This window comes from Citrobacter sp., from assembly GCF_050252275.1.
Classification (GTDB): Bacteria; Pseudomonadota; Gammaproteobacteria; order Enterobacterales; family Enterobacteriaceae; genus Citrobacter_A; species Citrobacter_A amalonaticus.
In genome coordinates, this window is the sequence record NZ_JBFWLF010000107.1 from 1 (window position 1) to 13,385 (window position 13,385).

Genomic DNA, 13,385 nt, shown 5'->3' on the forward strand with positions numbered 1-13,385 from the left:
AATGCCGGCATCACCCTGTTCAATACTGATTTCAAAGACAAGATCACCGAAGTCCGTCGCTGCAATAGCAGCGCCGATCCGGCCTGTACGATTGGCAGCGAAAGCTATGATTTTGTCAGCGATCGCGTGAACGTCGATAAAGCCAACATGCGTGGCGTGGAATCCACATTCGGCTGGAAGATGACCCGCGACCTCAACTGGACGGCTAACTACACCTATACCGAGTCAGAACAGAAGAGCGGCCAGTTTGAAGGCAAGCCATTAAACAAAATGCCAAAGCATATGTTTAACACCACGCTGGACTGGCAGGCAACGGAGACCGTCGGCTTCTGGAGCCGTCTGAACTTCCGCGGTAAAACGTCTGAATACCTGAGCCGCACCTCAATGTCGCAGGGCACACCGTCCTATACGCAGGTTGATGTCGGTCTGCGTTACAACGCGAACAAAAACCTGCTGGTGACAGCCGGGGTGTATAACGCGCTGGATAAACAGATTGATTACGATACCTATGACACCATTCTCGATGGTCGTCGTTATACGGTAGGTCTGACGTACAACTTCTGAGTCCCTCCCAAAAAAAAGCCTCCGCAACGGAGGCTTTTTTATCCCTTCATTCACGCGTTTACGACTATTTCTTCACGCGTTCCGGGAAGTGCATTTCACTGTAACGTACGAAGTGAGTCCCGCGGGTCAGCTTATAGCCGAACCAGATAATCAGGAACAGCGGGATACCAATATAGGTTGCCGCCACGCCGCCCCAGTCAATGGTGTCTTTCAGGAACGCTTCATAGTTCTGGCCCAGCGTGATGATAAGACACAGAACAAACGCGAAGATCGGCCCCAGCGGGAAGAAGCCGGAACGATACGGCAGATCCTTCACGTCATGCCCTTGCAGAACATACCCACGACGGAAACGATAGTGGCTGATGGCAATCCCCAGCCAGGCGATAAAGCCCGTCATCCCGGAAGTATTCAGCAGCCACAGGTACACCGTCTGGTTACCGAACATTGAGGTCAGGAAGCACAGACCGGCAATCACCGTCGTGGCATACAGCGCATTACGCGGAACACCGCCACGAGACAGTTTCGCAAAAATACGCGGCGCTTTACCATCGCAGGCCAGGGTGTAAAGCATACGGGTTGAGGCGTACATCCCGGAGTTACCCGCCGACAGCACCGCCGTCAGGATCACCGCATTCATCACCGCCGCCGCAGAGAGCAGACCGGCATGCTGGAAGACCAGCGTGAACGGGCTGACGCTGATGTCTTTCACATCGTTACGCAGCAGGCTCGGATCGGTGTACGGAATGATCAGGCTGATAATCAGAATCGCGAAGACATAGAACAGCAGGATTCGCCAGAACACCTGACGCACCGCACGCGGAATGTTCTTCTCCGGATCTTCAGATTCACCGGCGGCAATACCAATCAGTTCCGTCCCCTGGAAGGAGAAACCGACAATCATCGCCACGCCAATCATCGCCGCAAAGCCACCGGCAAACGGCGCATCGCCCGTCGTCCAGTTGCTCCAGCCCACCGGCTGAGTGCCTTTGAAAATACCGACGATCATCATAACGCCAACAATGATGAAGATAATCACAGTGGCCACTTTGATCAGTGAGAACCAGTATTCCGCTTCACCAAAGCCTCTGACCGAGATGTAGTTCAGCAGGAAGATGACGCCGAGGAACAGCGCACTCCAGATCCAGCCTGGGGTATCAGGGAACCACCAGCTCATCACCAGCTGTGCCGCCACAAGGTCAACAGCGATGGTCACCGCCCAGTTGTACCAGTAGTTCCAGCCCAGCGCGAAGCCGAAGCCTTCTTCAACATAGTTCTGACCGTAGGTCGCAAACGAACCGGACACCGGCATATACGCCGCCAGTTCGCCCAGACTGGTCATCAGGAAGTACACCATCAGGCCAATCAGAATATAGGAAAACAGCGCACCACCTGGACCCGCTGCGGAAATGGTGGCACCAGATGCCACGAAAAGACCTGTACCGATAGAACCGCCAATCGCGATCATCGTCAGGTGACGCGCCTTCAGTTCGCGACGTAACGCGGGCGCTTCTGTGGTTTTAGTTTCGGAAACCATGTGAAAATGCTATCCATCCAAAAAATGAGGCGCGATTGTAGCAGACGAAACGCTCGTCTTCCGGCACAAATGCGCTGTTATAAGAGACCTTCATGACTGGCCGCGGATTATAAGTAATAGCAGAGAATGGGGAACTTACTGCCCCCAGGACTTATCACCGTCAGGCGATCGGTCCCCGGCAGGCATTATTCGCAATAATTGAGGAAGCGCTGGAGCGCATTAGAGAGGTGTTTCTGGCGATGATGGATCCGCCAGAGCGTACGCACCAGACGCGGAAGCGGCACTGCCACTTCGCACAGCGTTCCCGCCTGGAGTTGTTCATCAATCACGCGTCGTGACAGACAGCTAATGCCCAGCCCATGACGAACGGCATGCTTGATGGCTTCGGAGTTTCCCAGCTCCATCGCCATTTCAAATTTGGGCAGGTGCGACAACAGCAGATAATCGACAATTTCGCGCGTCCCGGAACCGCGTTCGCGCAGGATCCAGGGGGCGGCTGCGAGCTGTTCAAGCGTCACCGGTCCCTGCGCCAGCGGTGAAGATGGTGCGGCGAAGACCACCAGTTCATCTTCCAGCCACGGCTCCGAGATGATCTCCGTATTGTGACACGGCCCTTCGATAAGCCCAATGTCGACCCGAAAATCGAGCACCGCTGTAATCACATCCTGACTGTTGCCGACGCTAAGTTCCAGCGGCAGCGCTGGAAAATCGCGACGATAACGGGCAATCACCCCCGGAAGGATATAGTTGCCGATGGTGCTGCTGGCATACACGCGTATCGCGCCGTTGTCTTCGCGGAACAACTGCTCAATCTCCACCGCCTGCTCCAGCAACGCCAGCGCCCGCGGGTAAAGCAAGCGCCCGTGCTCATTCACCACCAGCCGTTTGCCTACGCGGTCGAAAAGCTGAACGCCCAGTTGACCTTCCAGATCGGTCAGCGCCGCGCTGACTGCCGATTGCGACAGCGCCAGCATCACCGATGCCTGCGTTGTTGAGCCGCTTTTCAAAACTTCGGTGAAGACTTCGAGTTGCCGCAGGGTGATGTGCATGGTCGCTTACCACTTATAAAGATTAATTATAAATATATAATCAATTTTATTTTTAAGCCAGTTCGCCGTAACCTTTTGCCCATAAAAGAGGAGAAGGCAATGACAGAACTCACCTTAACGAATCATCGTCGAACAATGTGGCATTTTATTCCGGGGCTTGCCCTGAGTGCAGTGATTACCGGAGTCGCCTTATGGGGCGGGTCCATTCCCGCCGTGGCAGGTGCCGGATTCAGCGCCCTCACCTTAGCGATTTTATTGGGGATGGTGATCGGTAACACCGTCTATCCCCAAATCTGGAAAAGCTGCGACGGCGGCGTCCTGTTTGCCAAACAACATTTATTGCGCCTGGGGATCATTCTCTACGGCTTTCGCCTCACCTTCGCGCAAATTGCTGACGTAGGTGTCAGCGGCATTCTGATCGACATCCTGACGCTGTCCAGCACCTTTATGCTGGCGTGCTTTCTGGGGCAAAAAGTCTTTGGGCTGGATCGCCAGACCAGTTGGCTGATCGGCGCGGGTAGCAGCATTTGCGGCGCGGCGGCGGTACTGGCGACGGAACCGGTTGTGAAAGCTGAAGCCAGCAAAGTCACGGTTGCCGTCGCAACGGTCGTGATCTTCGGGACGATGGCGATTTTCCTCTACCCGGCGATGTATCCGCTGCTGGCGCACTGGTTTAGTCCGGAAACCTACGGCATCTTCATTGGCTCCACCATGCATGAAGTTGCTCAGGTTGTGGCGGCAGGACACGCGATTAACCCGGACGCCGAAAACGCAGCGGTGATTGCCAAAATGCTGCGCGTCATGATGCTGGCTCCGTTCCTCATCTTTATGGCCGCTCGCGTTAAGCAACTGTCACCGGCCAACGGTAGGGAAAAAAGCAAAATCACCATTCCGTGGTTTGCCATCCTGTTCATTGTGGTCGCCATTTTCAACTCGTTCCACCTGCTACCGCAGGCGGTGGTGAACATGCTGGTCACACTGGATACGGTCCTGCTGGCTATGGCAATGGCGGCACTGGGGCTGACGACGCATGTCAGCGCGCTGAAGAAAGCCGGGGCGAAACCGCTGTTGATGGCACTGGTGCTGTTCATCTGGCTGATTGTCGGCGGTGGCGTGATTAACGTCCTGGTCCAGCACGTTATTGCATAATTCACTACATCCCGACCCTGTTAACCCGCTATGATTGGCAAGATTCAATTTTCGGATACACAAATCCGCCAGGCCACATCTGGTGGGTTAACAGGAGTCTTTAATGAAATACATCGGAGCACACGTCAGCGCAGCTGGCGGGCTGGCAAATGCCGCAATTCGCGCCGCTGAAATCGAGGCAACCGCGTTTGCACTCTTTACTAAAAATCAGCGTCAATGGCGCGCCGCCCCTCTTACCGCGCAAATCATCGATGACTTTAAAGCCGCCTGTGAGCAATACCACTTCACATCCGCTCAAATCCTGCCGCACGATAGCTATCTGATCAACCTGGGCCACCCGGTCGGCGAGGCGCTGGAAAAATCCCGCGCGGCTTTTCTTGATGAAATGCAGCGTTGTGAACAACTCGGCTTATCTCTGCTTAACTTCCATCCAGGCAGCCACCTGATGCAAATTTCGGAAGACGAGTGTCTGGCAAAGATTGCTGAGTCAATCAACATCACACTCGCCCAGACCGAAGGGGTGACTGCGGTGATTGAAAATACTGCCGGTCAGGGCAGCAACCTCGGATTCAAATTCGAGCACCTTGCCGCCATCATCGATGGTGTAGAAGACAAATCACGCGTCGGCGTTTGCATTGACACCTGCCACGCTTTCGCCGCGGGTTACGACTTGCGTTCCGCCGCCGAATGCGAAAAAACCTTTGCCGAATTCGAGCGCATCGTCGGTTTCCAGTACCTGCGCGGTATGCACCTGAACGATGCCAAGAGTGCCTTTGGCAGCCGGGTCGACCGTCACCACAGTCTGGGCGAAGGCAACATTGGTCATGACGCGTTCCGCTGGATCATGCAGGACGCCCGTTTCGACGGCATTCCGCTGGTGCTGGAAACCATCAATCCCGACATCTGGGCAGAAGAGATCGCGTGGCTGAAAGCGCAGCAAACTGAAAAGGCGGTTGCGTAATCATGAACGACAGGGAAAAACAGATACTCAAAATTCTGCGCCGCAACCCGCTGATTCAGCAAAACGAAATCGCTGATATTTTGCAGATCAGCCGTTCACGCGTCGCCGCGCACATCATGGACCTGATGCGTAAAGGGGCAATCAAAGGAAAAGGTTACATTCTTACCGAACAGGCCTATTGCGTGGTGGTAGGGGCGATTAACATGGATATTCGTGGGATGGCGGATATCCACTACCCGCAGGCCGCCTCTAACCCAGGCAGTATCCACTGTTCTGCGGGTGGCGTCGGGCGCAACATTGCCCATAACCTCGCCCTGCTGGGTCGTGATGTGCATCTGATTTCCGCTGTCGGCAGTGATTTTTACGGCGAGACGTTGCTGGAACAAACACGCCAGGCAGGCGTCAATATCTCCAGTTGCATTCGCCTGCACGGGCATAACACCTCAACTTATCTCTCCATCGCCAATCAGCAAGAAGAGACGGTGCTGGCAATTAATGATACCCATATCCTGCAACAGCTGACGCCGCAGTTGCTGAACAGCTCGCGGGATTTAATCCGTCACGCCGGAGTGGTGCTGGCGGACTGCAACCTGACGCCGGAAGCCATCGAATGGGTCTTTACGGTTGCTGATGATATTCCGGTATTTATTGATACCGTTTCCGAGTTCAAAGCGACGAAGGTGAAAACCTGGTTTACGCGCATCCATACGCTGAAACCGACACAAAAAGAGCTGGAGATCTTATGGGGTCACCCCATCAACAGCGATGCCGATCGACTCAGCGCGGTGAATGCCCTTCATCAACAGGGCATTCAACAGATTTTTGTCTGTCTGGAAGATGAGTCAGTCTTTTGTAGCGAGAAAGATGGTGAGCAATTCTTGCTCACGCCGCCCGCGCATACGGTGGTCGACAGCTTCGGTGCCGATGACGGTTTTATGGCCGGACTGATCTATTGCTTTCTGGAAGGGAGCGATTTTCGCGAAAGCGCGAATTTCGCAATGGCCTGTGCGGCCCTGTCACGCGCCAGCGTCAGTATCAACAACCCCACCCTTTCCGCTGATAACGCGCTGTATCTGTTAAAAACAAGCCAGTGAAAACGGCTTATCCGGCCCAGGGTCGGTCCCCTGACCGGATAAGCCATCAGCCACGCTACGCCAGTCCAATAAAGAACCCGGCAATGGTCGCACTCATCAGGTTAGAGAGCGTGGCTGCCGCCAGCGCCCGCATACCCAACTGGGCGATTTCCGGCGCGCGCTGAGGCGAAATAGCCGAGAACGCCCCGACCACTACGCCAATGGAACCAAAGTTAGCAAACCCACACAGCGCAAAAGAGATGATGGCGATGGTTTTCACATCCAGGGTGCCGCCATCCTGCAAATAAGGCGACAGGTTGAGGTAAGCGACAAATTCGTTGATTGCCAGCTTCTGCCCAATCAGGCTCCCTGCCAGGGTGGCATCGCTCCAGTCAACGCCCATGATCCACGCCAGTTGGGCTAACACCCAGCCGAAGATCCCTTCAAGCGTCGCATGCCCATAGCCGAACCAGCCGCCAATTCCGCCGATAATACCGTTAAGCAGCGCGATAATTGCGACAAATGCCATGACCACCGTTGCCACGCCTGCGGCAATTTTCAGCCCGGTCATCGCACCGCTTGCCGCGGCTTCGATAATGCTTTTCGGTGGCGTCTCGGTGAAAGAGAGGTTTTCGAAAGTGACTTTTGACTCTTCCGTTGCCGGACTCAGAATACGCGCAAACAGGATCCCGCCAGGAATCGCCATCAGCGAGGCCGCCAGCAGATAATCAATCGGCACGCCCATACCGGCGTAGCCAATCATCATCGAGCCCGCAATCGAGGCCATCCCGCTACAGATCGCGGTAAACAGTTCATTGCGATTCAGGCGGTCAATAAACGGCTTCACAATCGCCGGGATCTCGTTTTGCCCGAGGAAAATCGTTGTGACCGCAACGAACGATTCAATCTTACTGATATTCAGGGCCTTCTGGAAAATCCCGCCCAGGATGCGAATCAGCAGTCCCATCACGCCAATGTAGTACAACAGGCTGATAAGCGCGGTGACAAAAATGATCGCCGGGAGCACGCGGAAGGCGAAGATAAAACCGGCACCATCAAACAGCACATCCATTTTTGGCCCAACCAGAGAGCCAAAAATAAAGGCACTGCCCGCGTCACTGTAAGACATAACTTTATGCACGCCCAGCGCCGCCTGTTCAACCAGCCATTTGCCCGGCGGGAAATAGAGCATGATCCCGCCAATCGCAATTTGCAGCACCAGCGCTGCGCCCACGGTACGTAAGCTGATGTGTTTTTTATTCACTGACAGTAAGTATGCGATCACCAGCAGTACCGCCATACCCACAACACTTCTCATTATATCCATAATGATTTCCCTTCATGCCAGGAAACCCGGCGCGAGGCCAGGTTTTGGTGGTTTCGGGCGACCGCACGCTGCCCGTTCGTTTCGATCAGGCGAGGCGTTGATATTCCTTCGCTATCTCGCAGGCCAGTACGGCGTTGTTAAACACCAGTTGGATGTTGGACTTCAGGCTGTCGCCTCCGGTTAATTCAGCAACGCGCGCCAGCAGGAAAGGCGTGCTCTCTTTACCGATAACGCCCTGCTCTTCCGCTTCCCGGACGGCCTGGTCAATCGCCGCATTGATTTTCTCTTCCGCCATGGCGTAGGTTTCCGGGATTGGATTGGCGACCACCAGACCTCCGTTCAGGCCGGTTTGCCATTTCACTGCCATCGCCCGGGCAATTTCCTTCGCGCTGTCGAGACGAATGCTGACCTCAAACGGACTGGTACGGCAGAAAAATGCCGGTAACGCAGTGGTCTGATATCCAATTAACGGCACACCAAACGTTTCTAAATATTCAGTGGTTAAACCTAAATCGAGAATAGATTTCGCACCGGCACAAACCACGGTTACATTGGTATGAGCCAGTTCCTGAAGATCGGCGGAAATATCAAACGTATGTTCCGCACCGCGATGAACGCCGCCAATACCCCCGGTAGCAAAAACGTGAATACCCGCAAGGGCGGCAATAATCATGGTTGAAGCAACCGTGGTCGCGCCATTTTTTCCGGCGGCTACCACAAACGGTAAATCACGACGACTGACTTTAGTTACGCTATGTCCTTCGCGACCTAATAATTCAATTTCTTCTTTACTCAGGCCGACTTTCATTACTCCGCCAATAATGGCAATCGTTGCCGGCACAGCACCGTGCTTACGAATAGTTTCTTCGACTTCAATTGCCGTCTGCGCATTTTGTGGAAAAGGCATACCGTGAGAAATAATTGTCGATTCAAGCGCAACAATCGGTTTTTTACTGTTAATAGCGTCCTGGACTTCTGGCGAAATATGCAGTAATTCAGAGGAAATCGTTAATTCAGACATTCTGTGTTCTCCACAAGGGTTTTAACGTTCGCAACAGATAATTCAGGGTTATTGGTATATTCACTGGCCAGCGCCATTGAGGAACAACCCTGTGCAAATCGAATAGAATCAATGAAGGGCATGCCTTCAACCCAGCAGGAAGCGAGTCCCGCCATCATGGCATCTCCCGCTCCGGTAACGTTAACGACATGGGTTTTTATCGGTAGCGACCAGCCGCTCTCACCGTCTTTTTCACTGTAATAGACCCCATCGCCCCCCATGCTGAGTACCAGACGGTGCAAGCCACGCGTATGGAACCAGGCAGCGACTTTCGCAACATCTTCGCGCCCTGAAAGCGCAATGCCGCTGAGAGTTTCCGCCTCAAGACGATTAGGTTTGAGGGTATGAATTTGGGCCAGACGCTCGCGGATCTTGACGCATTTCCACGCCGATACCGGGTCAACAAACACCGGTACATCCCCCACGTTATCCAGTAACCAGGCCAGCGTCTGTTCACTAATATTACAATCTGCCACAATGACACGGGCACCCCGGATAAAATCGAGATGCTGCGCCAGAAACGCCGCCGAAATATGTTCGGTAATGCTCATGTCATTGATTGCCACCAGCATTTCACCGGTATTATCGAGAAGCGATAAATAACTTGAGGTGTTCTCACCGGCAACAATCAGGCAATTATCCACATGCACGCCTGACTGATTCGTCTGTGCCAATAACGATTGGCCATAGAAATCATTGCCAACCGCCGTCATTAACCAGGAATTTTTCCCGAGCAATGCAAGATTGTGAGCGATATTGCGACCAACCCCGCCGGGTGTAAATTTAATTTTCCCCGGATTTGAGTCCGCATAATTCAAGGAAGCATGCGAATATCCTGCAACGTCCATATTGGCGGAACCAATCGTGATGATGTATTCCTTTTCTCGCATAGCACATCTCCTGGTACGAAAATACCATGACTTTGAGATTGTTAAGACTATTCACGGCTCAAACGACTTATTAGAGCACATGTTTATATTCAAACATGTGTTTATAGTAAGCCTGTTTTTATGAAAGTAAACGCACTGGCAAGAGCAAAAACCGCCAGATATGAACAGAATCACAATTTTTTATAGATACAGTTTGCAAGCGAGGAAATATTTGAGAGGAAGGACACAAAACGAAGATAAAAAAAGGGCAGAGAACTCTCTGCCCTGGTGTGAAATGATGACTTTATGCCGCTTTGGCGACGGCATCTTCTTCCGGACGTTTCAGGAAGGCATAGGCCAGACCCGCAACCAGCGTACCGGCGACAATGGCAATCAGGTATCCCAACACCGGGGTAATCGCCCCTGGGATCAGCAGAACAAACAGACCACCATGCGGTGCCATCAGTTTCGCCCCAACCGCCATTGAGATCGCCCCCGTCAGCGCGCCGCCAACGATACAGCACGGCAGAACACGCATCGGGTCGCGCGCGGCGAAAGGAATGGCTCCTTCGGTGATAAAGCACAGACCCAGTACCAGCGCCGCTTTACCCCCTTCCTGCTGCGCCTTGTCGAACTTACGACGCGCAACAATGGTTGCCAGACCCAGCGCCAGCGGTGGCACCATGCCTGCCGCCATAATAGCCGCCATTGGCGCGTAGGTTTGTGTACTCAGCAAACCGACGCCAAACGCGTATGCCGCCTTGTTAACCGGCCCCCCCATGTCGGTACACATCATCCCACCGAGGATCGCACCCAGCAGCACCGCATTCGCCGTCCCCATGGTTTGCAGCCAGTGCGTTAACCCTTCGAGGATCCCGGCGACCGGTTTACCGATGAGGTAGATCATAGCCAGACCCACCACGAGGCTGGAAATCAGCGGAATAATCAGGATCGGTTTCAGCGCTTCCATACTCTGCGGCAGCTTCAACTTCGTGCTGATGGCCTTCGCCACATAGCCTGCAAGGAAGCCCGCAATGATCCCGCCAATAAAGCCAGAACCCGTGCTGACGGCGAGCATACCGCCGATAAGACCTGGCGTCAGACCCGGACGGTCAGCAATCGAGAAAGCAATGTAGCCCGCCAGAACCGGCACCATCAGCGCAAAGGCTGAACCGCCGCCAATTTGCATCAGCGCGGCCGCCAGTGTCCCTTCGACTTTAAACGCTTCGATACCAAAGGCGAAGGAAAGCGCGATACACAGACCGCCGGCAACCACCATCGGCAGCATGTATGACACGCCCGTCAGCAGGTGGCGATACGCGCCAGCACTCTCTTTTTTCCCTTCATTCGCCGCAGCCTGCGCTTTGCCGGCGGGCTCATATACCACGGCTTGCGCCACGGCGTTATCCAGTTCCTGCGCGGTTTTCTTCAGCGCCAGACCGGTAGAGGTACGGTACATGGGTTTACCAGCAAATTTCGCCAGATCCACTTCAATATCTGCCGCCACAATCACCAGATCCGCCTGGGCCACTTCTTCCGGTGTAATGGCATTGCCAGCGCCCACAGAACCGCGGGTTTCGACTTTCACCCACCAGCCGCGTTTTTTCGCTTCGGTTTCGATCGCTTCCGCCGCCATAAAGGTATGTGCTACGCCGGTTGGGCATGCCGTCACGGCCACGACGCGTTTCGGACCGCTGGTTGTGGCAACAGGCGCTACAGCAACCGGTGCGCTGTAAGGCTTCGCGTGACCCTTGGCTTCGCTAAGAAATAGCTCAGGGTGCGCCACCGCCCGGGCAATATCACCCAGCCAGACTTTTTTGCCGTTCAACGCGTTGTCATTAGGGATGGCATCGGCCAGTACGATCGCCAGTTCAGCGTCATTTGGATTGTCGATGATATCCAGATTTGCTTTATGCGCCGCCGCACCGAGCAGAGTTTTCGCCATGTAAGCGCGAGCCTGCCCGAGGTTAGCGTCAATAATCAGCAGCGTTTTCATTATGCCTCTCCTGCTGTCAGTTAAACGGTTGTAAGTCGACACGCGACATCATTGCGGCCAACTGAGGACGATCGGTAATACCGACATTGCTCTGACTGACTGCCAGCGCAGCAACGGCTGTCGCCAGACGCAGCGTATGTTCGCTGGATTCACGCATCAGCAGACCGTAAATCAGGCCGCCAACCATCGAATCCCCGGCGCCTACGGTGCTGACCACGTCAACCGAAGGCGGTTTGGCGAGCCATTCTCCCGAGGCGTTCACCCACAGCGCGCCTTCTGCTCCCAGGGAGATCACCACATGTGCGATACCCTGTTCACGTAACGCATGCGCCGCCTCAATCACATCTTTCATTTCTGGCAGCTTGCGGCCTGCCCAGATTTCCAGTTCACGGCGGTTCGGTTTCACCAGCCACGGCGCGGCTTTTAGTCCTGCAACCAGGGCTTCACGACTACTATCAAAGATAATGCATGGACACTGACTGCGCAGACGCGTCATCCAGTCGGTGAAGGCTTCCGGACTCACGCCGGATGGCAGACTGCCGCTGACGCACACCATGTCAAACTGACCCAACCAGCTCAGGGAATCATTAACAAAACGCTCCCAGTCGGCAGGCGTGACCTCAAAACCGGAGAAGTTGAAGTCGGTGACTTCACCGTCTTTTTCCGTCAGCTTGACGTTGATGCGGGTACGCCCCTGCACCACCTGAAAACGGTTAGCAATTCCCAGTTCGCTGAACAACTGCTGAAAACCGTCCTGGTTATCTTTGCCGAGGAAACCGCCGACCGTCACGTCGATCCCGAGATCCTTCAGCACTTTGGCGACGTTGATCCCTTTCCCCGCCGCGTGCAGACCGGTCGTTTTTACCAGGTTAACTTCACCGCGCTCAATTTCAGGACAGAACCCCACCAGATCGTAGGCCGGGTTTAGCGTGATGGTCGCAACACGTCTGCTCATTACGCGCCCTCCCCAAGACCGGCAGCGATGGCATCGCCAATCGCTTTCAGCGCCTGTTCAGCATCAGCCCCCTGCGCCGTAAAGCGCAGGCGATGTCCTTTCTTCACGCCCAGCGCCACCACTTTCATCAGACTACGTCCATTTGCCGGTTTGCCGGTTCCATCAAGGTTTGCCACGGTAATTTCACTGTTGAATTGTTTAATCGTATTGACCAGCATGGTCCCCGGACGGGCATGCAGGCCGTGCTCATTGCGGACCACAAACTCGGCGTTCAGCACATCATCAGTCAGTGCGTCATCGCTGGTCAGCAGTGCCAGGACAGTCGCCGTGTCGGCGTTTAGCAGACGGTCAGCTTTCGTCTCCAGCAGCAGATCGCCCAGACGCTTCAGCACGGCGACGGGCTGGTCGTCAGCCATGGCAACGGTCACTAGCAGCGCCGCTTTTTCGCCCTGTACGTCAAAAGCATTTACCGCACGACTCACCGCCACGGCGCTGCGCAGGTTGCCTTCAGCACTGTCGCTGAGCCAGATCCCCTGCCCCAGGTTCATCGGCTGTTCGTTAATCACTTTCGCGACAAACGCCGCATCTACGGCGCCAGCCTCTTTCAGACGTGCCGCATTCAGCGCCTGCAACGTCACTAAATCGGTCGCGACGACATCCAGCATCAGCGTGTCGTTGTCGAGCTTCAGCTGCTCACTCTGCTTTTCGCCCATCAACAACGCACGCAGTTCTTCAGCCGTGGTCGCTGACTTAAGCTGTTCAGCTACGGAGTCATCGCTCAGCACGTGCGTCAGCTGACGCAGCAGACCAAGGTGCTCATCGGAGCTGGCGGCGATGCCAATCGCCAC

12 protein-coding genes are annotated in these 13,385 nt (G+C 54.6%); 4 read left to right on the plus strand and 8 right to left on the minus strand.

Annotated elements, in window-relative coordinates:
- Positions 1-564, plus strand: a 564-nt coding sequence (locus AB7E14_RS11065; protein WP_428169521.1) for a TonB-dependent receptor domain-containing protein, incomplete at its 5' end; no start/stop codon positions are given.
- Positions 565-628: 64 nt separating this feature from the next.
- On the opposite strand, the gene lysP is transcribed toward AB7E14_RS11065, so the two are convergent.
- A complete protein-coding gene (lysP, locus tag AB7E14_RS11070) occupies positions 629-2,098 on the minus strand; it encodes a lysine-specific permease (RefSeq protein ID WP_043000118.1) in 1,470 nt (489 codons plus the stop codon).
- A 185-nt stretch (positions 2,099-2,283) separates the two neighbouring features.
- Positions 2,284-3,147 carry a DNA-binding transcriptional regulator YeiE gene (yieE, locus tag AB7E14_RS11075; RefSeq protein WP_316962509.1) on the minus strand — a complete coding sequence of 288 codons (864 nt, stop codon included), beginning with the start codon at positions 3,145-3,147 and terminating at the stop codon, positions 2,284-2,286.
- A 99-nt stretch (positions 3,148-3,246) separates the two neighbouring features.
- Here yieE and AB7E14_RS11080 point away from each other — a divergent pair, with 99 nt between their 5' ends.
- The 3 genes from AB7E14_RS11080 (at position 3,247) to AB7E14_RS11090 (ending at position 6,351) form a co-directional block, all read left to right on the plus strand.
- A complete protein-coding gene (locus AB7E14_RS11080; protein ID WP_316962508.1) occupies positions 3,247-4,296 on the plus strand; it encodes a YeiH family protein in 1,050 nt (349 codons plus the stop codon).
- A 103-nt stretch (positions 4,297-4,399) separates the two neighbouring features.
- Positions 4,400-5,257, plus strand: coding sequence for a deoxyribonuclease IV (nfo, locus tag AB7E14_RS11085; RefSeq protein ID WP_043000115.1), 858 nt, complete (start codon positions 4,400-4,402; stop codon positions 5,255-5,257).
- A gap of 2 nt (positions 5,258-5,259) precedes the next feature.
- Entirely contained in the window at positions 5,260-6,351 is a 1,092-nt protein-coding gene (locus tag AB7E14_RS11090; protein WP_043000114.1) for a sugar kinase, read from the plus strand.
- A gap of 55 nt (positions 6,352-6,406) precedes the next feature.
- Here AB7E14_RS11090 and AB7E14_RS11095 read toward each other — a convergent pair whose 3' ends face one another.
- The 6 genes from AB7E14_RS11095 to fruB all read right to left on the minus strand — a co-directional run.
- Entirely contained in the window at positions 6,407-7,657 is a 1,251-nt protein-coding gene (locus tag AB7E14_RS11095; RefSeq protein ID WP_428169522.1) for a NupC/NupG family nucleoside CNT transporter, read from the minus strand.
- An 85-nt stretch (positions 7,658-7,742) separates the two neighbouring features.
- Complete coding sequence (locus tag AB7E14_RS11100; RefSeq protein ID WP_044258629.1) at positions 7,743-8,678, minus strand: pseudouridine-5'-phosphate glycosidase; 936 nt, start codon at positions 8,676-8,678, stop codon at positions 7,743-7,745.
- Positions 8,666-9,607 (minus strand): pseudouridine kinase, encoded by a 942-nt coding sequence (locus AB7E14_RS11105; RefSeq protein WP_058586831.1) that lies wholly within the window; start codon positions 9,605-9,607, stop codon positions 8,666-8,668. The genes AB7E14_RS11100 and AB7E14_RS11105 overlap by 13 nt, the downstream gene beginning before the upstream one ends.
- 283 nt (positions 9,608-9,890) lie before the next feature.
- Positions 9,891-11,582 (minus strand): PTS fructose transporter subunit IIBC, encoded by a 1,692-nt coding sequence (gene fruA / locus AB7E14_RS11110; RefSeq protein WP_044258626.1) that lies wholly within the window; start codon positions 11,580-11,582, stop codon positions 9,891-9,893.
- Positions 11,583-11,598: 16 nt separating this feature from the next.
- On the minus strand, positions 11,599-12,537 hold the full coding sequence (fruK, locus tag AB7E14_RS11115; protein WP_043000110.1) for a 1-phosphofructokinase: 939 nt from the start codon (positions 12,535-12,537) through the stop codon (positions 11,599-11,601).
- Positions 12,537-13,385, minus strand: an 849-nt coding sequence (fruB, locus tag AB7E14_RS11120) for a fused PTS fructose transporter subunit IIA/HPr protein (RefSeq protein WP_428169523.1), incomplete at its 5' end; no start/stop codon positions are given. The genes fruB and fruK, both read right to left, overlap by 1 nt.